Source organism: Kiloniellales bacterium, assembly GCA_030064845.1.
Lineage (GTDB): Bacteria > Pseudomonadota > Alphaproteobacteria > Kiloniellales > JAKSDN01 > JASJEC01.
In genome coordinates this window covers 20669-40879 of sequence record JASJEC010000065.1, presented here as the reverse complement: position 1 = coordinate 40879, position 20211 = coordinate 20669, and the positions used below count along the sequence as shown (strand labels likewise).

Below are 20211 nucleotides of genomic sequence, written 5' to 3'. Positions count from 1 at the left end.
GCAGGACAGGCCGACCCAGACCGGCAGGCCGCTCGCCTGGCTGGCCTCGAGCGTGACCAGCAGGCTGTCGATATCGACCATCATTTCCAGCATCAGCAGGTCGGCGCCCGCCTCGGCCATGATCGAAGCCTGTTCCTCGGCGCCGCCCCGCAGGTCCTCGGGCGCCGACCAGTTGCCCGCCCAGGACCAGTAGGAGAGCCCACCGGCGACCAGAACGTCGAGCGCCTGCATGCGCTCGCGCGCCTCGATCGCCAACTCCACGCCGCGGCGGTTGAGCGCCTCGAAGCGATCCTCGACACCGGCGTCGCGCAAGGCGTGCGGGTGCGTAGCGAAGGTGTTCGCGATGACGATCTCGGCGCCCTCGCGGATGTAGTCTTCGTGCACCGAGCGCAGGACATCCGGATGGCTAAGCGCGCCGCCGCCGTTCCAGGCGTTCTCCAGCTGCGGCACGCCGCGCCGCTCGATTTCCGTGCCCGTCGCGCCATCGATCAGGATCCTTTCGCCCTTCGCGATCCGCGCCATCAATCGATCGTATCGGCCCACCTTCGACTCCCCGCCGCCAGCAGTGCTCAAGCAGGCACGATAAGCGAGGTGGTAAGCGCCCGAAAGCACGGACTTATCGAGAGGGAGCGCGACCCCAGTCACCGCGGGCTTGCCGTCCAAGGCCCGGGTCGGGTCAGCACTCTATCGGGGTCGCCCTTGGTGGATCGACTTTGGTTGCGGAAACATGCACGGCCTAGGCTTTCTGGACAGGCGGAAGAAAAGATAGGAGGCTGATCCAGTTGAAGTGGAAAACTGGGTAAGCTGTCTCACTCGACGTCCATCGGCCCTAGAAACCTGCGCTCATCTTCCGGGAGGGATTGCGCGTGATGGCCGGCAGGAGATTTTGCGGCGGTTGCTCATCTCGAATGCGCCATTTCGCCCTGAACTCTTGCTGTGCTCTCCTTCTAAGCGTCGCCACCTTTACCGGGGCACTTCAACGAAGCGAAGCGAACGAGGACGAACCTTGGCAAATACTGGGCGAGTTGGCTGCCTATTCCGAGCGCTGCGGCTATCGAGAGGACGACCAGTGGCTGCAGTCCCGTTTCGGCCATCTCGAGAGGTTCAAGACGGCGCGCCGTGGCACCCGCGTTGCGATGGAAGGGTACGACTTCGTCCGCCTGCCGTGCGGGCGCGTCCGTCAGCTTGTTCAAGAGATAAGATCAGAGGTCGCGGACGAGCCAGTGGCAAAATACCCGACCGATTTCGAGATCTGCAATTCTGCGCTGACGAGGCAGGCAGGAACGGCGGATTGGGAAAGCAGCGAGGCTTGGCTTGACTATGTTGCCGAAGCCAAGCGTCGCAAGTTGACACCCGATCAGTGTGCTGAGCTCTTGGCACGCTAGATCGGATCATGTTTGGCCCGGGAACGGTTCGCGGTTCCGGGCCAAACACGTGACCTCGTCCGAAATCGACTTTGTTAGAGCAGATTCACCGGTTTGGTTGAATCGCTTATAGCGACTCAACCAAACTCGGATCTGCTCTAGGCGGCCACGGTCTTCAGGCCGAGCGACGACCAGATCTCGGACAGCGCCGCGACCAGCGCGGTGATGTCCTCCTCGCCGTGCAGCGGCGAGGGCGTGAAGCGCAGCCGCTCCGTGCCGCGCGGCACTGTCGGGTAGTTGATCGGCTGCACGTACATCCCGAACTCCGCCATCAGGCGGTCGCTGATCTCCTTGCAAAGCACGGGATCGCCGACCATGACCGGCACGATGTGGCTGGGGTTGCGCATGTGGGGGATGCCGGCGCCGTCCAGCTTGCGGCGCAGCGCGGCGACCCGAACCTTCTGCAGGTCGCGCTCGAGACTGCTCTGCTTGAGATAGCGGATGCTGGCGCGCGCGCCGGCGGCGACCGCCGGCGGAAGGGCTGTGGTGAAGATGAAGCCCGAGGAGAAGCTGCGCACGAAGTCGCAGAGCTCGGTCGAGGCGGCGATATAGCCGCCGACCACGCCGAACGCCTTGCCGAGCGTCCCCTCGATCACCGTCAGTCGGTCCATCAGCCCTTCCCGCTCGGCGATGCCGCCCCCGCGCGGACCATACATGCCGACCGCATGCACCTCGTCCAGATATGTCATGGCGCCGTGCGCCTCGGCGACGTCGCAGATCTCGGCGATCGGCGCGATGTCGCCGTCCATGGAGTAGACCGATTCGAAAGCGACCAGCTTGGGCCGCTCCGGGTCGAGATCGGCGAGCTTGCGGTCGAGGTCCTCGACGTCGTTATGGGCGAAGATCCGCTTCTCGGCCCGGCTGTGGCGGATGCCCTCGATCATCGAGGCGTGGTTCAGCGCGTCGGACAGCACCACGCAGTCGGGGATCTGCGAGGCCAGAGTGCCGAGTGCGGCCCAGTTGGAGACGTAGCCGGAGGTGAACAGCAGGGCCGATTCCTTGCCGTGGAGGTCGGCCAGCTCCTGCTCCAGCAGCACGTGGTAATGGTTCGTGCCAGAGATGTTGCGCGTGCCGCCGGCGCCGGCGCCGCAGCGCTCGAGCGCCTCGTGCATGGCGTCGAGAACGCTTCGGTTCTGCCCCATGCCCAGGTAGTCGTTGGAGCACCAGACCGTGACCGGGTTGGTGGCGCCGCAGCCAGGGCGGTGGGTGGCGCGGGGAAAGGCGCCGGTATGCCGCTCCAGATTGGCGAAGACACGGTAGCGCCCCTCGTCGCGCAGCCCGGCCAAACGATCCTTGAAGTAGTCCTGGTAGTTCATGGGATCCTCCCTTCACCTGGAACGGCGGCCGGCAAGGGCGCGCCGCCTAACTCGTTCGTCTTGTCGTGCCGCACGGCCCGATAGCCGCGGTTCTCCGGCTGCACCTTCGCCTCACCCCGGCTCAGCGCCCAGCGCCACAGGGCGGCGTCCGGCAGGGGCAGCACCAGCAGCCAGTGCTCGACCGTGCCGAGCACGATCAGCGAGCCGACCAGCATGTAGCCGGTGGCCGCGAAGTCGCCGGCGTCGGGCGCCAGGGCGAGATGGAACACATAGGCGCCGACCAGGGTCGCGACCGTGATCGAAACCGGGAACAGCCCGTTGATCGGGCGCCGTCCGAAGTAGCTCTTCAGGAAGTCGAGCTCCTGGGGCAGCATCTCCTCCGACAGCGACGGCACGCCGAGGAAGATGTTGAGCTTGGCGCTGAGCCGCATGGCGAAGAGCACCAGGAACGTCCAGAAGCCGACCTGGTTCGGCGCGCCTTGGGTCAAGAGGAAGACCAGAGCGAGCGTCGCCAGGATCGCCAGCTCGTGATAGAGCAGCGTCCGCGCCGCCATGACGAAGCGCCGGCCCAGGCCGGCGTCCGCCGGGCAGGCGATCTTGCGCGGTCCGGTGATCTGGCCCTGCAGGAAAGTAAGCTCGTGCCAGCCCCAGAGCACGATGGCGGCGAGAAAGCCCCAGTAGGCGGATGCGGGGTCGGTCCCGCCAGCGGTCGCGTAGAGCACGGCCGCGGCGGCCACGGCCAGGGCGGTGGCGGCCAGCGTGCTGCGGCCGTGATTGCGCTTCGGCAGCCGGTTCAACAGCAGCACGATGCCGGTGCTGAACCACCAGACGAAGAGCGCTACGAGGGCTGGAAGAACGGTGGCCGCCATCACTTCCTCGAACTACCAAGCCGGCTGCAGGCGGCTCTGCCGCGGCAGGGCGTTGCTCTTTGCCGGCAGGAAGTAGAGCCGCGCGAAGGTCGCGGCGGCCGCCAGGCCCAGGCCCATCATCTTGACGCGCCCGACGAGGCCCTTGCGCGCGCCCGCCCGCGCGATGCCCTCGTTGATGCGCCGCAGACGCTCCAAGCCGGCGCGGAACCGCGGGTCGTCCAGATCGAGGGTCAGCGGAAAGACCTGCTGGGAGATCTCCGAGGTGATGCGGAAGACCTGGTAGTCGTAGGCCGTCGGGTCCAGGCCCAGCGCCTTGTGAAACTCGGGCCGGGCGTGGTCGCGCACGTACATGGTGGCGAAGACCGCGAGCAGGAAGAAGCGCACCCAGAGCTTGTTGTGGCCGCGCAGCAGGTGGGGATTGGCGCGCATCAGGAGCGCGAAGGCCTCGCCGTGGCGGAACTCGTCGTTGCACCACTTCTCGAACCACTTGAAGATCGGATGGAACCGCAGCTCGGGATGCCGCTCCAGCTGCCGGTAGATGCTGATGTAGCGGGCGTAGCCGATCTTCTCGGAGAGATAGGTCGCATAGAAAATGAACTTCGGCTTGAAGTAGTGGTACTTCTTGGTCTTGGTCAGGAAGCCCAGGTCGACCCCGATGCCGAATTCCTTCAGCGCGTCGTTGATGAAGCCGGCGTGGCGGGCCTCGTCGCGGCTCATCAGCTTGAACAGCTCGCAGATGTCCGGGTTGGTGCCGCGCTTCTTCATCTCCGCGTAGAGGATGCAGCCGGAGAACTCGGCGGTCAGCGAACTGACCAGGAAGTCGACGAACTCCTTGCGCAGGCCCTCGGGCAGGTCCTCCAGGCTCACCTTGTCCCAGTTTTCATCGCGCTTGAAGTGCCCCTTGTTGGGATCGTCGCGCATCTCGGCGATCAGCTGGTCCCACTCGGCGCGCACCGGCGTCACGTCGAGCCGGTCGAGGGCGTCGAAGTCCGTGGTGTAGAAGCGCGGGCTCAGGACTGTGTTCTCCTGGGCCTGGGCCATGGTGTCGTTCGAGGTGACCGACAGGGTTTCAATGGTCATAGCGTCCTCCCCGAGGTGAAACTGACCTCAAACAAGTCGAAACATTCAAGATTGCCGGACAGGCGGGCCCAGGCCCGTTCCGCCGCGTAGGCACGGCGGACCGTCGCGGTGCGGCGCAGCTGGAGCTTCTCGCCGTAGGGCACGACCACCGCGTCGCCGTGGACGCGGACCTTGTCGCCGGGCCGGATCTCGAGATCGCCGTCGAGCTCGACGTGGGCGTGGAAGCTCTCGAAGCTGTTCTCGATATCGATCGTGCAGCCGACGTCGAATTCCCGGGTCATGAGCTGCTCTCCTGGTCGTTCAGAAAACGCGCGAATGCCTTGGCGTTGGTCACGCCGAACGAAATCAGCTCGATGCGGCGGCCGGTTGCCAGATCGTGCAGGGTCAGCCGGCCGTCGCCCTGCTTCAGCAGGCGAAAGGGCTGCTCCATACCCAGGCCGTGCTGACGCCGCTCGCGTGCCAGCCCGCGCAGCACGCCCCGCAGGAAGCCGTTGGTGCCCGGCGCCAGGACCTCGACGGTCTCGCCGGTCGCGGCCGCCAGGACCGCAACGCCGCCGTCGCTGCGGTCGAGAAAGACGAGATCGCGCGCGGCGACCGGCGCGTCCGGCGGCAGGTCGGCCCGTCCGACCAGCCCCTGGCGCGCGAGCGCCACGAAGACGATCGTGAAGACCAGCAGAGCCGCGACCCCGACCAGGACACTGCGTGGGACCTTCAGCTCGTGGTGATGGGCCATGGAGCGATCCCCCGCCTTATCGGGCCGACATCGCGAGCGCCGGCTCGGCTTCCGCCACCGACGGCCGCTCTTCGGCGTCCCCCGCGAGCGCGTGCACCACGCCGCCGCCGTGCTCCGCCTTGAGCGCCTCGGCCAGGATGCCGGCGGCCTCCCGTGCGTCCGCCAAGCCGCGCAGCATCGGTTGCGGGTTTCGGTAGTGGCCGGGCCGGGCCAGCGGCCACAGGATCAGGAAGGCGATCTTGTCTGGCCCGCGCAGCGTCAGCGGGACGTCGCCGGTGCCGTCGGAGCAGAGCCTGAGCGCGGCGCTCTCGATTTTTTGGAAGGGGAAGTTGACGCACATCGGCAAGGCGACGCCGAAGCGCATGACGACCCGCTTGCTGGTGATGGTGTAGACCGTGGTCCGCGCGTAGCAGTAAGCGAGGCCGGCCAGGATGGCGAGACCGACCAGGGCGTAGGGCAGCACGCCCAGCATCGCGAAGACCGCGGCCTTCGCCCCCTCGCCTTCCCACAAGGCCGCGAAGCCCTGCCAGGTGATCAGGATCGAGAAATAGATCAGCACCTTGCGGACGTGGAACACGCGCTGCGCGATCCCTGACCAGCGCGGCTTGCCCTGCCAGAGGATCTCCTCGCCGGGCGGCGGACGTTCCGGCAGGCCCTCGATCGGCTCGAATTCGAGCTCTTCGTGGTCGCTCACGTGCTTGCTCATAGCAGGGGCTCCGCGGTCCGCGGCGTCTGGTAGAGCGTGCCGGCGCCGAAGTAGCCGTAGATCTTCTCCTCTTCCAGGCGGGTCACCTGGTCGGGGTTCGCCAGCCCGGGAATCTTCCCGAACTGGGTCGAGAGCAGCGAGGCGACGTAGACCTCGCCGGTCCGGCGGCTGATCCGGGCCAGGTTGATCGGGATCAGCGCGCGCTTCGGCGTCTCTCCGGCGACGGTCATCTCGAGGAACCGGATCATGTACTCGCCGCGGTCGACCCAGACGTCGGTGACGGTGCCGGCGGGCTTCCGGTCAGCGCCGATCACGGTCATGCCGCGGGGGTCGGGATCGCGCTCCTCGACATGGAAGTCGGTCGCCACGCGCATCGGCACGATCTTCGGCGTGTTGTGGACCGTCTGGTCCGGCGTGTCTGCGCGTTCGGCATAGGACCCGGGCCCGACTTCCGCGAGCATGGGATCGCCGTCCGGCTCGATCGCGTAGCCGTCGACGTTGTTGCCGATGGCCCTGGCCTTGAGCTGGCGGCTGTCGGCGTTCGCCGGATCCGGGGCCATGACCTTGGAGCCGTCGGCCAGGTGGAAGATCTTCGGCTTCGGCAGGTAGGTCAGGCCGGTGACCTTCTTGCGCTTGGCCGGATCCAGGTGGTCGGTCTCGAGCGGATAGCCCTCGCGCTTGCTCTCGATCTGGAGATAGTAGACCAGGCCGAAGAAGAAGACCCAAAAGACGTAGAGGACGACCTGCGCGACGTCCACGTACCCCGTGATTGCTCCGATCTCCATAAGGTGCCTCCTCTATGCGTGCTAGCCGGGGATCTCGATCATCCCGAACTTCGCGCCGGGCCGGTCCGCCGGGACACCGGGCGGGCGCACCAGCGGGCCGATTGCAACCAGGGCCGCGAACAGCAGCAGGATTTCCAGGTGATATACGGCGTAGTAACCGACCGAGGCGTCGCTCAACGCGGGCCCGAGCGCGCCTCGTTCGGCCAGCCCCCCGGCAAAGTCGCGAAGCGCGCCGCCGAGCGCCATGGCGCCGCCGGTCGCGGTCGCGTGGACCGCGCCCCAGGCGCCCAGGGCCATGCCGCTGTTGCCGCCCTTCGCCAGCGCCATCGCCGCGGTCATTGTGCCGACCGCGAAGAGCCCGGCGCCGAAACCGATCAGCGCGGTGCCGGCCCGGAACAGGAAGAGCGACTCGATCGGAGCGGAGAAGATGATCGCGGAGAAGGCGAAGACGCCGACCACGGCGCCGTAGCCCGCCAGGCGGTGCGGGTCGTGGCCGCGCGACAGCTTCTGGGCGGCGAGCGCCAGGCCGACCAGGGTGCCGCCGGCAAGGAGCGCGGTCAGCATGGTGGTCGCGCTCACGGAAAGACCCAAGATCTCGCCTCCGTAGGGCTCCAGCAGGATGTCCTGCATGGTGAAGGCCGCCGTTCCGAGGGCGACGGTCACGAGAAGACGGATCGAGCGCCCGCCCTCGACAAAGGCGCGCCAGGACTGCCGGAAGGTCGGCCTCGGCAGGTGGTGGGCGGTGCGGGCCGGATCACGCGCCTCCTGCTTCCACAGCGCCACCAGGTTGAGCACCGCGCAGAGCACCGCCGCGCCCTGGATCACCTGGATCAGCCGCGGCGCGCTGAAATCGCGCAGCAGCGCGCCCAGCACGATCGCGCTGAACACCATGCCGAGCAGCAGCATGACGTAGAGCAGGGCCACGACCCGCGGCCGGTTGTCGGGCTTGGCGAGATCGGTGGCGAGCGCCAGGCCGGCGGTCTGCGTCGTGTGGATGCCCGCGCCGACCATCAGAAAAGCGACCGCCGCGCCGACCTGGCCCCAGATCTCGGCCCATTCCGGCGAGCCGCCGCGCACGTCGCCCGAGAGGACCAGGAGCGCGAAGGGCATGATCGCGAGGCCGCCGAACTGCAGCAGCGTGCCCCACCAGATGTAGGGCACCCGCCGCCAGCCGAGGAACGAGCGGTAGTTGTCCGACTTGAAGCCGATCAGGGCCCGGAAAGGCGCGAAGACCAGGGGCAGCGAGACCATCAGCGCGACCAGCCAGGCCGGCACGAAGAGCTCGACGATCATGACCCGGTTCAGGGTGCCCGTGAGCAGCACCAGGGCCATTCCGACGGAGACCTGGAACAGGGAGAGACGCAGCAGGCGGCCCAGCGGCAACTCATCGGAGGCGGCATCGGCGAACGGCAGGTAGCGCGGGCCGAGCCGCATCCAGAAATCCGTCATGGACCTGATCGGCTGCGTCATGAGCGATACAGCTCCTGGGCATGGGAGATGTAGAAGCCGCTCAGAACCCGCTCGGTCCAGCCGCGCCGCCAGCCGCCCAGTACCGGCGCCTCGTCTAGCATCCGATACAGCCGGGTCTCCGCGACCGGCACGATGGCCGGGGCCCGGTTACCGCGCGGGAAGACGCGGCCGAGCGCGTGCATTGCCGCCAGCGGCGCCGTCCGCGGCGCGACGGTGAACAGCAGCGACCGCTCGGCCCGTTCCGACAGGCGTCCGATCATGCCGATCAGGTCGGCGGTGCCGTAGTGGATCAGCGAATCCATGGCGACGACGTGGTCGAAGCGGCCGAAGTCCGGGTCCAGCATGTCGCCCGCGACGAAGGTGATGCGGCCCGGCCCCACAACCTTCGCACCATCGGCGCCGGCCCGTTCGCGGGCAAGCTCGACCAGGGTCGGAGAGAGGTCCACCGCCACCACTTCGGCGCCGCGCTCGGCCAGCGCCACCGCCATGGCGCCGGTACCGCAGCCCGCGTCCAGCACGCGGCGCCCGGAGAGGTCCTCCGGCAACCAGGACAGCAGGGTATTGCGCATCCGGTCCCGCCCGGCCCGCACGGTCGCGCGGATCCGCCCGACCGGCGCGTCCGAGGTCAGCTTGCGCCAAGCGTCGACGGCGGTCCGATCGAAGTAGGCCTCGATCTCGCCGCGCCGTTCCTGATAGGTCACCGTCTGCATCGATCGGACCCCCGTCAATCGAAGCCGAGGAAATCGAAGATCTCGCGGTCCTTCATGGGCTCCGCGTCGAGCGGCTCCGTGCCGTCCCAGAGGGTCTGGGCGAGGCGCAGGTACTCCTCCTTGACCGCCTCCAGGCCCGGCGTGCTGTCCATCTCGAACAGGGTCGACTTCTTGAGCCGGCTGCGCCGGATCTCGTCGAGGTCCTGGAAGTGCGCCAGGGTCCTGAGACCGACAGCGTCGTTGAAGCGGTCGATCTCGTCGGTCGCCGCGCTGCGGTTGGCGATGACGCCGCCGACCCGGACCTGGTAGTTCTTCGACTTGGCGCGGATCGCCGCGACGATCCGGTTCATGGCGAAGATCGAGTCGAAGTCGTTGGCGGTCACGATGAGCGCGCGCTCGGCGTGCTGCAGCGGCGCCGCGAAGCCGCCGCAGACCACGTCGCCCAGCACGTCGAAGATCACCACGTCGGTGTCCTCGAGCAGGTGATGCTCTTTCAGCAGTTTGACCGTCTGGCCGACCACGTAGCCGCCGCAGCCGGTGCCGGCGGGCGGGCCGCCCGCCTCGACGCACATGACCCCGTTGTAGCCTTCGTAGACGAAGTCCTCGACGCGCAGCTCCTCGGCGTGGAACTCGACCTCCTGGAGCGCGTCGATCACGGTCGGCACCAGGCGCTTTGTCAGCGTGAAGGTGGAATCGTGCTTGGGGTCGCAGCCGATCTGCAGCACCCGCTTGCCCAGCTTGGAGAAGGCGACCGAGAGGTTCGACGAGGTCGTGCTCTTGCCGATCCCGCCCTTGCCGTAGACCGAGAAGACCTTGGCGGTGTCGATCTGGACCCGCGGGTCCAGCCTGACCTGCACGCTGCCCTCGCCGTCCTCGCGGGACGTGGGCGCCTCTGAGCGCGTGTGGGAACCGATTTGCTGTCTCATGCCGCGACCTCTCCTTTGATTCCCTCGAGCCGGTCTTCCAGCTCGTCCCCGGCCTGGCGCAGCGCCTCGAGCGTGCTCTCGTCGGGGTTCCAGTAGTTGCGCTCGCAAGCCTCGAGCAGGCGGTTGGCGACCCGCGCCGAGGCCTTGGCGTTGAGCGAGGCGAGGCGCTCGCGCATCTCGTCGTCGAGCACGAAGGTCTCGGTCAGCTGCCGATAGACCCAGGGCGCGACCTGACCGGTCGTAGCCGACCAGCCCAGGGTGTTGGTGACGTGGGCCTCGATCTGGCGCACGCCCTCGTAGCCGTGCTTAAGCATGCCCTCGTACCAGGCCGGGTTCAGCGTGCGTGTGCGCGTCTCGATCGCGACCTGCTCGCCGAGCGTGCGGACCGTGCCTTTGCTGCGGGTCTGGTCGCTGATGTAGACCGGCACGGTTTCGCCGCGGGCCTGGCCAATGGCGCGGGTGATGCCGCCCAGGGAATCGAAGTAGTGGTCGATGCTGGTGACGCCGACCTCGACCGATTCCAGGTTCTGATAAGCGAGCTCGACCCGGCCCAGGATATCCTTCAAGAGGTCCTCGCGCTGCACCGCCTTGCCGGAGCGCCCGTAGGCGAAGCACTTGCGGCGGGTGAACATGGCGCTGAGGTCGTCCTCGTCGTCCCAGCGGCCGCTGTCGATCAGGTGGTTGACGTTGGAGCCGTAGGCGCCGTCGGCGTTGCTGAAGACGCGGAGCGCGGCGGTCTCCAGGTCGCAGCCCCGTTCCTTCTGGTAGGCGAGCGCGTTGCGGCGGACGAAGTTCCGCTCGAGCGGCTCGTCCGCGCCGGCCGCGAGGAAGGCGGCCTCGGCCAGGAGCCGGGTCTGCAGCGGCAGGAGGTCGCGGAAGATCCCCGACAGCGTCATGACCACGTCGATGCGCGGCCGGCCGAGCGTGTCGAGGTCGATAAGCTCGGCGCCGGCAAGCCGTCCGAAGCTGTCGAAGCGGGGCTTGGCGCCGATCAGCGCGAGGGCCTGGCCGATCGGGCCGCCCTCGGTCTTGAGGTTGTCGCTGCCCCAGAGCACCAGCGCGGTGGACTCGGGAAAGCCGTTGCCGTCCTGCCTGTGTCGGGCGATCAGGCGCTCGGCCTGGCGGGCGCCGTCTTCCATGGCGAAGGCGCTCGGAATGCGGAAGGGGTCGAAGCCGTGCAGGTTGCGCCCGGTCGGCAGAATCTCCGGCGTGCGCAGCAGGTCGCCACCCGGCACGGGGCGCACGAAGCCGCCGCCGAGCGCCTTGACCAGGGCGGAGGTCTCGCTGTCTTGGCAGAGCTCCCGGTTCATCGTGGCGAGACGCTCGAAGGCGGCGAGCCCCTGCTCCTCGATGGCGAGACCGCCCGCGGCCATGGCCCGCTCGGCCCCCTCTCCGGCCAGCAGCGCCGCGGTCGCGTCTTCGTTCAGCACGATGCCGAAGGAGGCGTCGGCGACCGCCCGCAGGTAGTCGGCCCGCTCGGACTCGTCCGGCGTGCCGCCGACCACGTGGAGCCCGTGGGGAATCAGGGTCTCCTCGAGCTCGACGACTGCGTCGGCGACGCCCGCGACTTCCGTTTCGGCCGTCCCGGACCAGGCCGGTGTCTCGGCCGCCAGATCGAGCGCCGCGGCCTGTGTCTGGATCAAGGCCGCCAGGCGGGTGCGCTCGGCGTCCTTCTCCGGCGGCAGGGCGCGCCAGCGGTCGATCGAGCTCTTGAGGTCGAGCAGGTCCTTGTAGAGGCCGGCCTGCTGCACCGGCGGGGTCAGGTAGCTGACCAGGGTCGCCGCCGCCCGGCGCTTGGCGATCGTACCCTCGGAGGGGTTGTTGGCGGCGTAGAGGTAGAAGTTCGGCAGATCGCCGATCAGGCGGTCTGGCCAGCAGTCGGCCGCGAGCCCCGCCTGCTTGCCCGGCATGAACTCGAGCGCGCCGTGGGTGCCGTAGTGCAGCACGGCGTGCGCGCCGAGGTCCTCGCGGATATAGCGGTAGAAGGCGGAGAAGGCGTGGGTCGGGGCGAAGCCCTTCTCGAACAGCAGGCGCATGGGATCGCCTTCGTAGCCGAAGCTTGGCTGGATCCCGACGAAGACGTTGCCGAACTGGGCGCCCAGCACGAAGAGCGCGCGGCCGTCACTCTGCTGCCGGCCCGGCGCCGAGCCCCACTGGGCCTCGATCTCGGCGAGCCAGGGCTCGCGGCGGACGTGATCGTCGACGGCGATCCGGGCGTGGACGTTGGCGTCGGCGCCGAAGCGGGCCGCGTTGCCCTCCACAAGGGCCTCGCGCAGCGCCTCGGCGTCGTCCGGGAGTTCGACCGTGTAGCCCTCGCGGTCGAGCGCGGTCAGGGTGTTGTGCAGCGATTCGAAGACCGAGAGATGGGCCGCTGTGCCGATCGCCCCGGCGTTGGGCGGGAAGTTGAAGATCACGACCGCCAGCTTGCGCTCGGCCGCGGGGCAGCGGCGCAGCGCGATCAGCTTGGTGACGCGCTCGGCAAGCATGGCGGCGCGCTCGGGATCGGCGGTCATCGCCCGCGTGCCGTCCGCCCTCGCCGTGCGGCCGCCGTAGACGATCGGCCCGGTGGCGCCGTCGAGCTCGGGAATGGCGACCATCATGGTCGACTCCACCGGCAGCAAGCCGAGGTCCGACGCACGCCAATCGTCGAGGGACTGGAACTCGAGCGCTTGTGCCGAGATGCAGGGAACATCCAGGCGCGCGAGCAGTTCCTCGGCTGCTTTGGCGTCGTTGTAGGCCGGACCGCCGACCAGGGAGAAGCCGGACAGGGACACGACCGCGTCGACCTGTGGCTTGCCGCCGGCGAAGAAGAACTTCTCCGCGACCGGACGAATGTCGAGGCCGCAGGCGAAGATCGGAAGGACCCGGAGACCGCGGCTCTCGAGGGCCGCGATCACTCCGTCGTAGTGGCCGGTGTCGCCGGCCAGGACGTAGGAGCGCATCAGGATCAGGCCGACCGTGCCGCGGCAATCCTTGGGCGCCGGCAGGTCGGCCAGGTTCTCGCTGGTCCCGCCGTCGAGCGACGGGTGATAGAGACCGGCGTCGGGATACTCGACCGGCAACTCCGGCGCCAGGCTGCCGCGCAGGGCCTCGCGTGCGCCGGCGGCGTAGCGGTCGACCAGGAAGCGGACCATGTTGACCAGGTTCCGGTCGCTGCAGGCCAGCCAGTACTGCATGGTCAGGAAGTAGGCGCGCAGGTCCTGGGCGGCGCCGGGGATGAAGCGCAGGATGCGCGGAAGCCGGCGCAGCATCGCCATCTGCCGTGCGCCGTTGCTCTTCGCATTCTTGCGCGAGCCGCGCAGGCGCTTCAGGAGGCTGATCGCGCCGGACTGGGGGCCGCCCATCTCGAAGCGCCCCAGGCGGGTCAGCCGGATCACCTCGCCGGCCGACATGCAGGCGACCATGGCGTCGCAGTGGTCGCGGCGCGCCTGGAGCGCCGGCAGCACTGCCTGGATATGGTTCTCCATGAACAGCATGGTGGCGACGATGATGTCGCCGCTGGCGATGTCCTCCAGGCAGCGCGCCAAGGCATCCGGGTCCTGGTCCCAGTCGGCGGCGGCGTGCAGGCTGAGCTCAAGCTTCGGCAGGTCGCGCCGCAGGGTCGCCTGAGCGCGCTCCACCGCCGCGGCGAGGTGCCGGTCGAGGGTGACGATGACGACGCGCAGGGGCGTCGCGCTAGCGGCCGAAGTGCGCTTTGGCATCGTAGAGAGTCTCGACGGTGATGGTGTGGAGGCCGTGCTGGGCAGCGAAGCGTTCGGTGTTGGCGCGCGCCTTGCCGCGCACGAAGAAGGGTACCTTCTTGAGCTCCTTCTCGGCATCGGGCGCCCAGGCGAGCGCGGCATCCTCAGGCGCCGCGGCGGCCGGCGCGGGCGCGGCCGTTGCGGCCGGCGCCGGGGCGTGGCCCAGGTGCGAGGGGGTGGCACCGTCGGCGAACTCGAAGTCCTCGCGGAACATGCCGAGCAGATGCTCTTCCAAGCCCATCATCAGGGGATGGACCCAGGTATCGAAGATGACGTTGGCGCCTTCGAAGCCCATCTGCGGGGCGTAGCGCGCCGGGAAGTCCTGCACGTGAACCGGCGCCGAGATCACGGCGCAGCCGATGCCCAGGCGCTTGGCGATGTGGCGCTCCATCTGGCTGCCCAGCACCAGCTCGGGCTTCGCCTCCTCGATCGCCTGCTCGACCTCCAGGTAGTCGTCGGTGACCAGCGCCTCCAACCCGAGCCGCCGGGCGGCCTCGCGCAGGTCGCGCGCCTGCTCGCGGCTGTAGGTGCCGAGGCCGACCACCTCGAAGCCCATCTCCTCATCCGCGATCCGCGCCGCGGCAATCGCGTGGGTCGCGTCGCCGAAGATGAAGACCCGCTTGCCGGTCAGGTAGGTCGAGTCGACCGAGCGGGAGTACCAGGGCAGACGGGATCCCGCTTCCGCCAGGATCGGCGCCGGATCGACCGCCGCCAAGGCCGCCACCTCGGCGATGAAGTCGCGGGTCGCGCCGACCCCGATCGGCACCGTGCGCACGGCGGGCTGGCCCAGGTTGCGCTCGAGCCAGCGCGCCGCCAGGTCCCCGGTTTCCGGGTAGAGGACAACATTGAAATCCGCGGCGCCGAGGCGGGCGAGGTCTTCCGGCGCCGCGCCGAGCGGCGCCACGACGTTGACATCGACGCCCAGGCGGTCGAGCAGCCGGGTCACCTCGATGACGTCGTCGCGGTGCCGGAAGCCGAGCGCGGTCGGCCCCAGCAGGTTGCATGAAGGACGCCCGCCCTCGCCGCGCTTCGCATCGGGATCGACGAGCGCGCGGACCAGTTGGTAGAAGGTCTCGGCCGCGCCCCAGTTCTCCTTGCGCTGATAGGACGGCAGCTCAAGCGGAATGACTGGCACCGGCAGGCCGAGCGCCCGGGCGAGCCCTCCGGGATCATCCTGGATCAGCTCGGCGGTGCAGGACGCGCCCGCCAGTATGGCGCGCGGCCGGAAGCGCTCGTAGGCCTCGGCCAGGGCGTTCTTGAACAGCTCGGCGGTGTCGCCGCCCAGATCGCGCGCCTGGAAGGTCGTATAGGTCACCGGCGGGCGCTCCTGGCGCCGCTCGATCATGGTGAAGAGCAGGTCCGCGTAGGTGTCGCCCTGGGGCGCGTGCAGCACGTAGTGCAGACCGGTCATCCCGGTGGCGACGCGCATCGCGCCGACGTGGGGCGGCCCTTCGTAGGTCCAGACCGTGAGGTGCATGGCCTAGACCTCCAGCCGTGCGCGCCGGTTCAGGGGCCGGTGAAACAGCTCGGCGAGATCGCCGGCCTGCTCGTAGCCCTGGATCGGTGTGAAGACGAGCTCGATCGACCACTTGGTGGTCACCCCCTGGGCCTCGAGCGGATTGGCCAGGCCGAGGCCGCAGACCACTAGGTCCGGCCGGTCGGCGGCGCAGCGGTCGAGCTGTCGTTCGACGTCCTGGCCCTCGCTCAGGCGGGTTTCCGCCGGCAGCAGGGCCAGCTCTTCGGCCAGGTGCTCACGGTGCAGGAAGGGGGTCCCGACCTCGACCGGCGCCATGTCCAGCTCGCGCGCCAGGAAGCGCGCGATCGGCGGCTCGAGCTGGGAATCGGGGAAGAAGAAGATCCGCTTGCCGGCCAGACGGTCGCGGTAGCGCGCCACGGACCGAATCGCCCGTTCGCGTCCCGGTCCGACCACCCGCTCGAAGACCCGCTCGTCGACTCCGAAAGCCTCGGCGGCCGCCTTGAGCCAGAGGGTGGTGCCCTCCGCGCCCAGCGGGAAGGGCGCCGCGAGGCGCCGCGCGCCCCGCTCCTCCAGCATCCGCGCGGTATCGGCCAGGAAAGGCTGAGCCAGCAGATAACGGGTCCCGGGCCCGACCGCGGGCAGCTCCGTGCTGCGGCGCGCCGGCAGGAAGGCGACCTTGCTCAGCCCCATGTCCCGGAACAGGCGGTGGAACTGGTCCTCGACCACGTCGGCCAGGGTGCCGACGACCAGCAGGGAAGGCTCGTCGTTAGCCGGCAGCTCGGGCACCAGGGCGGCGAGGCAGGCGTCCTCGCCCTGGGTGAAGGTGGTCTCGATGCCGCTGCCCGAGTAGTTCAGCACCCGGACGCCCGGCAGGTACTTCTGCGTCAGGCGTTGGGCCGCCCGGGAGAGATCGAGCTTGATCACCTCCGAAGGGCACGATCCCACCAGGAAAAGCGTCTTGATGTCGGGGCGCCGCGCGAGCAGCTGGGCGACCACGCGGTCGAGTTCCTCGTTTGCATCGGCCAGTCCGGCCAGGTCCCGCTCGTCGATGATCGCCGTGGCGAAGCGCGGCTCGGCGAAGATCATGACGCCGGCGGCCGACTGGATCAGGTGGGCGCAGGTGCGAGACCCGACCACGAGGAAGAAGGCATCCTGGATTTTGCGGTGCAGCCAGACGATCCCTGTCAGGCCGCAGAAGACCTCGCGCTGCCCCCTCTCCCGCAGCACCGGCCGGTCCGAGCAGCCGCTTCGTGAATTCGGGGCCAGCTGAGTGATGGCGTTCATCGCGCGTCCTCCCCTCGAGGCGCCCGCTTCGCGGCGCGGCGGAACGGCCGATCGGAAGGCTGCGCTGTTTGGCTTGCTGTTGTCGCCTTGCTCAAGGCGCGCATTCCTTTGCCTCTACCCATAGAGGCGGACTCTACGCTAGCTGCCGCGAAGGTGTCAATTGATATAGACGTCAATTAAACTTTACATTTGCCCGCCGTACTTACCCGGGCCGCGGCCGGCGCCCTGAAAAACGCGCGGCAGCCGAAAACGGCGATGCCGGACGTGCCGCGGGCTCAACGCGGCGCAACCGGCATCGAAATTACAAAGAAGTCAGGAGAGACCAGGCCCGCCGAAACGGGCCATGGCGTTCACCGCGGCGGCGGCGCTACGACCTGGCGCGCGCCCGCGACCGCCAGCCGCGGCGCCACAGCAAGGGCATGAACCCAGAGGTGATGGTTCCGCTCACTCGGCCCGCTCCGGTCTTCCGGCCCGGCGAGAGCAGCCGCATCCCGAACATCGACGAAAAACGCCAGGACGTGGATTTCGGCATGGCGAACATCGAGGAGAAGGGCGTGGCGGACTTGGTCTTGGCCGGCGGCATGAGACCGCCGGTGAAGAGTTTGCTGTCGGAGATGATCAACCCGGGGCTCGGCCTCGGCCACGTGAACCAGGCGTCCGAGACGTCGGCCTCGCAAGAGTAAACCTCGGTGTTCTCGACACCGGCATCCACGCTTCTGAAGCCGCTCAGCACGCCCAGCGCCTCCTGGGCCCGGGTGAAGGGCGCGCGGACCACGACCAAGGCCTTGCCGGCGTTAACGTGATCGGCGTAGGCCGCGGCAGCCTTGCGATGAACGCCCGCGTTCCGGATTGCCGCCTGCACGGAGTCGCGGTCGCGCGCGCCTTCCGTCTGGTCGGCGACGTCGATCACATCGAGGTCGCGCGTGCTGTACTTGGCCGCGCGCAACGCGGCCACGACCTCCGCCGCGGTGGTCTTGGATTCGTAGAGTCGGGTGATGATCGTCGTCATGAGAACCTCCAGCAGGTCGACCGGAGCCGGCGTTCCAACCGTGCGGGCGAGTCTCTCGAATCGCCACCAAAGCGACCGCCTGCACCGGGATTCGGGCTCCGGGACTGCGATCATTGTCGCCCTTCCCGCGGCTTGTCAACACGGGGGCCGGGGGTCGGACGAGCACGATTCCGCGGCGGTGGGCGCCGGTGGACGGCGATAAGCACCTAGCGCGCCTGTGTTTTTCGCGGTTCGGCCTGGGCGCGGGAGGCGCCGAAAACTGTCCAAAAAAATTTACAATTGTGTATGTCAAGTGAATATGACAGCATGTGGGATGGCGTCGTGCCATCAGCGTCAGCTGCCGGCTCGGCGTCATCGAGGCGCTCTTGGCATTGTCCGTGTGCAGCGTCTCGGAGTGATCTCGCAACGGGCACAAAGGATTGGAAAGAATGGAATACGATCCGGATAAGGTGTGGCCGACAGGCCTCACTGTTGCAGAGTCGGAAGAGGTGCACAGCTACCTCATCGACGGTACCCGTGTCTTCGGCTTCATCGCGTTGCTGGCCCACATTCTCGTGGCGTTCACGACACCGTGGCTCGGTTAGAGGAGGTCGAAGATGAACAACGGGAGAATGTGGCTTGTTGTGAATCCTACCGTCGGCATCCCCATCTTCCTGGGGGCCGTGGCCGTGGGCTCCTTCGCCGTGCACGTCGCGGTGTTGAGCAACACGACCTGGGTGGATGACTTCCTCTCCGGGCGCCCGCTCGGCAGCTCGGCGGCGATCGAGTCGCCGACGAATCTGGCCGAGAAGGCGAGCGGGGTTCAGACATCGCAAGTCCAGTTCGGCGACTTGAAGGACGGGGCCACCGTGGTCCTGCCCGACGGCCGCCGGGCGAGGCTTGTGATAGAGGAACCGGCCCTCGAAACGGCGAGGGTCGAGAAGCCGCCTACTGCACCAAACTAGAATCCCCCGAACACGTTAAGAGGGGGATTCGGGGAATAGGGTCGGGACCTCGCGGTCGCGACCTCTATTCCTTCTCGATTGATTGGCGCATTCCATCGCCCCGCGCCGGCTCTGACCGGGCCGGGGGGCAGGTAAAGCTGGGGGTGGGCGCCCATGATTCCATTTCGAGCCTACGCGATACGCAAGATTGCGGCCCTGGCGCCGCGCTATCTGCCGTTCGCCGACGCGGCGTCGGGCGATCTGACCCTGTCGCGCCTGCTGCGGCTGTCGCTGTTCCAGGTCACCGTGGGCATGGCCCTGGTGCTGCTGGTCGGCACCTTGAACCGGGTCATGATCGTCGAACTCCAGGTCTCGGCGGCGCTGGTCGGCATCATGATCTCCCTGCCCCTGGTCTTCGCGCCGTTCCGGGCCCTGATCGGCTTCAAGTCGGACACGCACAAGTCGGCGCTCGGCTGGCGCCGCGTGCCCTACATCTGGAAGGGCACGATGTATCAGTTCGGCGGTTTCGCCGTGATGCCCTTCGCGCTGCTGGTGCTCTCGGGCTACGGCGAGGCGGTCGACGCGCCCTATTGGGTCGGCCCCAGCGCGGCGGCGCTCGCCTTTCTCCTGGTCGGCGCCGGCGCCCACATGGTGCAGACCGTCGGCCTGGCGCTGGCGACGGACCTGGCCCCGCCGGAGAGCCAGCCGAAGGTGGTCGGCCTGATGTACGTCATGCTGCTGCTCGGCATGATCGTGAGCGCGCTGGTGTTCGGCGCGCTGCTGGTCGACTACACCCCGGGCCGGCTTATCCAGGTCGTCCAGGGCGCGGCCGTCGTGACCGTCGTTCTCAACGTCGTGGCGATCTGGAAGCAGGAGACCCGCGACCGCCGGCGGGCCCAGTCGATGGCGCCTCAGCCGCAGTTCCTCGAGTCGTGGCGCGCCTTCACCGCCGGAAAGGACGCGGTGCGGCGCCTGGTCGTGATCGGCCTGGGCACCATGGGCTTCGGCATGGCCGACGTCATCCTCGAGCCCTACGGCGGCGAGATCCTTCACCTCACGGTCTCCGAGACGACCAAGCTGACGGCGATCCTCGCCGCTGGCGGCCTGCTCGGTTTCGCGCTCGCCTCCCGGGTGCTCGGGCGCGGCATGGACCCGCTGACCATGGCCTGGTTCGGCGCCCTGGCGGGCGTCCCGGCCTTCGCCGCGATCATCTACGCCGCGCCGGGCGGCGCCCCGCTCTATCTCGTGATCGGCGTGATCCTGGCCGGCTTCGGCGCCGGTCTGTTCGGCCACGGCACCCTGACCGCGACCATGCGCCTGGCGCCCAAGGAGCAGATCGGCCTCGCGCTCGGCGCCTGGGGCGCCGTACAGGCCACGGCCGCGGGCATCGCCGTGGCCTTCGGCGGTATCCTTCGCGACGTCCTCGTCGAGCTGCCGATCGGCCGCCTGGTCGGCCCGGCCACGCCCTACGTCGCGGTCTTCGCCCTCGAGCTGCTCTTCTTGGCGCTGGCCCTGGCCGTCCTCACGCCCATGCTGCAGAAGCAGGAGCCCGGGCGGCGCCCCCTGCCCCGGGCCCACGGCCGGCTTTGAGAAATCTAGAGAAGACCACCCCGGTTCGATAACTCGCCCCGGAGCGTCCCATTCTCCTCCCCAAACCTGGGTGCTGGACACGATCGCCCCGGTGAAGCACTCGCGCCTTTCCCGGCCCGGCTGCAGCCCGCTGTTTCGGTCAGGATCTCTCCCTGCGCTGCGCCGCGAT

General features: G+C 68.5%; 19 protein-coding genes. 4 read left to right on the top strand and 15 right to left on the bottom strand.

Annotation, left to right across the window (positions count from 1 at the left end):
* The coding region (locus QNJ67_18325) for a homocysteine S-methyltransferase family protein (GenBank protein ID MDJ0610937.1) at nucleotides 1-543 on the bottom strand (543 nt) is incomplete at its 3' end.
* Nucleotides 544-869: 326 nt separating this feature from the next.
* Here QNJ67_18325 and QNJ67_18320 point away from each other — a divergent pair.
* Complete coding sequence (locus QNJ67_18320; protein ID MDJ0610936.1) at nucleotides 870-1385, top strand: hypothetical protein; 516 nt, start codon at nucleotides 870-872, stop codon at nucleotides 1383-1385.
* Nucleotides 1386-1522: 137 nt separating this feature from the next.
* Here QNJ67_18320 and hemA read toward each other — a convergent pair whose 3' ends face one another.
* From hemA to QNJ67_18250, 14 genes are all read right to left on the bottom strand, one after another.
* On the bottom strand, nucleotides 1523-2740 hold the full coding sequence (hemA, locus tag QNJ67_18315; GenBank protein ID MDJ0610935.1) for a 5-aminolevulinate synthase: 1218 nt from the start codon (nucleotides 2738-2740) through the stop codon (nucleotides 1523-1525).
* Entirely contained in the window at nucleotides 2737-3609 is an 873-nt protein-coding gene (puhE, locus tag QNJ67_18310; protein MDJ0610934.1) for a putative photosynthetic complex assembly protein PuhE, read from the bottom strand. The genes hemA and puhE overlap by 4 nt, the downstream gene beginning before the upstream one ends.
* Nucleotides 3610-3621: 12 nt before the next feature.
* A complete protein-coding gene (acsF, locus tag QNJ67_18305; protein MDJ0610933.1) occupies nucleotides 3622-4689 on the bottom strand; it encodes a magnesium-protoporphyrin IX monomethyl ester (oxidative) cyclase in 1068 nt (355 codons plus the stop codon).
* Nucleotides 4686-4970: a hypothetical protein gene (locus QNJ67_18300; GenBank protein ID MDJ0610932.1), complete on the bottom strand. Its 285-nt coding sequence runs from the start codon at nucleotides 4968-4970 to the stop codon at nucleotides 4686-4688. The genes acsF and QNJ67_18300 overlap by 4 nt, the downstream gene beginning before the upstream one ends.
* Nucleotides 4967-5422, bottom strand: coding sequence for a photosynthetic complex assembly protein PuhC (puhC, locus tag QNJ67_18295; protein MDJ0610931.1), 456 nt, complete (start codon nucleotides 5420-5422; stop codon nucleotides 4967-4969). Before puhC ends, QNJ67_18300 begins: the two co-directional genes overlap by 4 nt.
* Before the next feature lie 16 nt (nucleotides 5423-5438).
* The gene (gene puhB, locus QNJ67_18290) at nucleotides 5439-6128 is read right to left on the bottom strand and encodes a photosynthetic complex putative assembly protein PuhB (protein ID MDJ0610930.1); all 690 of its coding nucleotides are present in this window, start codon (nucleotides 6126-6128) and stop codon (nucleotides 5439-5441) included.
* A complete protein-coding gene (gene puhA, locus QNJ67_18285) occupies nucleotides 6125-6913 on the bottom strand; it encodes a photosynthetic reaction center subunit H (protein MDJ0610929.1) in 789 nt (262 codons plus the stop codon). The genes puhB and puhA overlap by 4 nt, the downstream gene beginning before the upstream one ends.
* A gap of 21 nt (nucleotides 6914-6934) precedes the next feature.
* Entirely contained in the window at nucleotides 6935-8383 is a 1449-nt protein-coding gene (locus QNJ67_18280) for a BCD family MFS transporter (protein MDJ0610928.1), read from the bottom strand.
* Nucleotides 8380-9093 (bottom strand): magnesium protoporphyrin IX methyltransferase, encoded by a 714-nt coding sequence (gene bchM / locus QNJ67_18275; GenBank protein MDJ0610927.1) that lies wholly within the window; start codon nucleotides 9091-9093, stop codon nucleotides 8380-8382. Before bchM ends, QNJ67_18280 begins: the two co-directional genes overlap by 4 nt.
* A 14-nt stretch (nucleotides 9094-9107) precedes the next feature.
* The gene (bchL, locus tag QNJ67_18270) at nucleotides 9108-10019 is read right to left on the bottom strand and encodes a ferredoxin:protochlorophyllide reductase (ATP-dependent) iron-sulfur ATP-binding protein (protein MDJ0610926.1); all 912 of its coding nucleotides are present in this window, start codon (nucleotides 10017-10019) and stop codon (nucleotides 9108-9110) included.
* Nucleotides 10016-13720: a magnesium chelatase subunit H gene (locus tag QNJ67_18265; protein ID MDJ0610925.1), complete on the bottom strand. Its 3705-nt coding sequence runs from the start codon at nucleotides 13718-13720 to the stop codon at nucleotides 10016-10018. The genes bchL and QNJ67_18265 overlap by 4 nt, the downstream gene beginning before the upstream one ends.
* On the bottom strand, nucleotides 13695-15236 hold the full coding sequence (gene bchB, locus QNJ67_18260; protein MDJ0610924.1) for a ferredoxin:protochlorophyllide reductase (ATP-dependent) subunit B: 1542 nt from the start codon (nucleotides 15234-15236) through the stop codon (nucleotides 13695-13697). Before bchB ends, QNJ67_18265 begins: the two co-directional genes overlap by 26 nt.
* A gap of 3 nt (nucleotides 15237-15239) precedes the next feature.
* Nucleotides 15240-16520 (bottom strand): ferredoxin:protochlorophyllide reductase (ATP-dependent) subunit N, encoded by a 1281-nt coding sequence (locus QNJ67_18255; protein ID MDJ0610923.1) that lies wholly within the window; start codon nucleotides 16518-16520, stop codon nucleotides 15240-15242.
* Between the two features lie 367 nt (nucleotides 16521-16887).
* A complete protein-coding gene (locus QNJ67_18250) occupies nucleotides 16888-17529 on the bottom strand; it encodes a hypothetical protein (GenBank protein MDJ0610922.1) in 642 nt (213 codons plus the stop codon).
* A 428-nt stretch (nucleotides 17530-17957) separates the two neighbouring features.
* Between QNJ67_18250 and QNJ67_18245 the strand changes: the two genes are divergently transcribed.
* From QNJ67_18245 to QNJ67_18235, 3 genes are all read left to right on the top strand, one after another.
* The gene (locus QNJ67_18245; GenBank protein MDJ0610921.1) at nucleotides 17958-18113 is read left to right on the top strand and encodes a light-harvesting protein; all 156 of its coding nucleotides are present in this window, start codon (nucleotides 17958-17960) and stop codon (nucleotides 18111-18113) included.
* A gap of 12 nt (nucleotides 18114-18125) precedes the next feature.
* Complete coding sequence (locus QNJ67_18240; protein MDJ0610920.1) at nucleotides 18126-18473, top strand: light-harvesting protein; 348 nt, start codon at nucleotides 18126-18128, stop codon at nucleotides 18471-18473.
* 153 nt (nucleotides 18474-18626) lie between these two features.
* The gene (locus QNJ67_18235; GenBank protein ID MDJ0610919.1) at nucleotides 18627-20042 is read left to right on the top strand and encodes a PucC family protein; all 1416 of its coding nucleotides are present in this window, start codon (nucleotides 18627-18629) and stop codon (nucleotides 20040-20042) included.
* Nucleotides 20043-20211 lie beyond the last annotated feature (169 nt).

Coding starts and splice junctions, on each gene's coding strand:
- bchB (MDJ0610924.1), bottom strand. CDS start 15,236: ATGCACCTCACGGTCTGGACCTACGAAGGGCCGCCCCACGTCGGCGCG.
- QNJ67_18320 (MDJ0610936.1), top strand. CDS start 870: ATGGCCGGCAGGAGATTTTGCGGCGGTTGCTCATCTCGAATGCGCCAT.
- QNJ67_18255 (MDJ0610923.1), bottom strand. CDS start 16,520: ATGAACGCCATCACTCAGCTGGCCCCGAATTCACGAAGCGGCTGCTCG.
- bchL (MDJ0610926.1), bottom strand. CDS start 10,019: ATGAGACAGCAAATCGGTTCCCACACGCGCTCAGAGGCGCCCACGTCC.
- QNJ67_18300 (MDJ0610932.1), bottom strand. CDS start 4,970: ATGACCCGGGAATTCGACGTCGGCTGCACGATCGATATCGAGAACAGC.
- QNJ67_18235 (MDJ0610919.1), top strand. CDS start 18,627: ATGATTCCATTTCGAGCCTACGCGATACGCAAGATTGCGGCCCTGGCG.
- QNJ67_18240 (MDJ0610920.1), top strand. CDS start 18,126: ATGAACAACGGGAGAATGTGGCTTGTTGTGAATCCTACCGTCGGCATC.
- puhC (MDJ0610931.1), bottom strand. CDS start 5,422: ATGGCCCATCACCACGAGCTGAAGGTCCCACGCAGTGTCCTGGTCGGG.
- QNJ67_18245 (MDJ0610921.1), top strand. CDS start 17,958: ATGGAATACGATCCGGATAAGGTGTGGCCGACAGGCCTCACTGTTGCA.
- puhB (MDJ0610930.1), bottom strand. CDS start 6,128: ATGAGCAAGCACGTGAGCGACCACGAAGAGCTCGAATTCGAGCCGATC.
- puhA (MDJ0610929.1), bottom strand. CDS start 6,913: ATGGAGATCGGAGCAATCACGGGGTACGTGGACGTCGCGCAGGTCGTC.
- QNJ67_18280 (MDJ0610928.1), bottom strand. CDS start 8,383: ATGACGCAGCCGATCAGGTCCATGACGGATTTCTGGATGCGGCTCGGC.
- acsF (MDJ0610933.1), bottom strand. CDS start 4,689: ATGACCATTGAAACCCTGTCGGTCACCTCGAACGACACCATGGCCCAG.
- bchM (MDJ0610927.1), bottom strand. CDS start 9,093: ATGCAGACGGTGACCTATCAGGAACGGCGCGGCGAGATCGAGGCCTAC.
- hemA (MDJ0610935.1), bottom strand. CDS start 2,740: ATGAACTACCAGGACTACTTCAAGGATCGTTTGGCCGGGCTGCGCGAC.
- QNJ67_18265 (MDJ0610925.1), bottom strand. CDS start 13,720: ATGCCAAAGCGCACTTCGGCCGCTAGCGCGACGCCCCTGCGCGTCGTC.
- QNJ67_18250 (MDJ0610922.1), bottom strand. CDS start 17,529: ATGACGACGATCATCACCCGACTCTACGAATCCAAGACCACCGCGGCG.
- puhE (MDJ0610934.1), bottom strand. CDS start 3,609: ATGGCGGCCACCGTTCTTCCAGCCCTCGTAGCGCTCTTCGTCTGGTGG.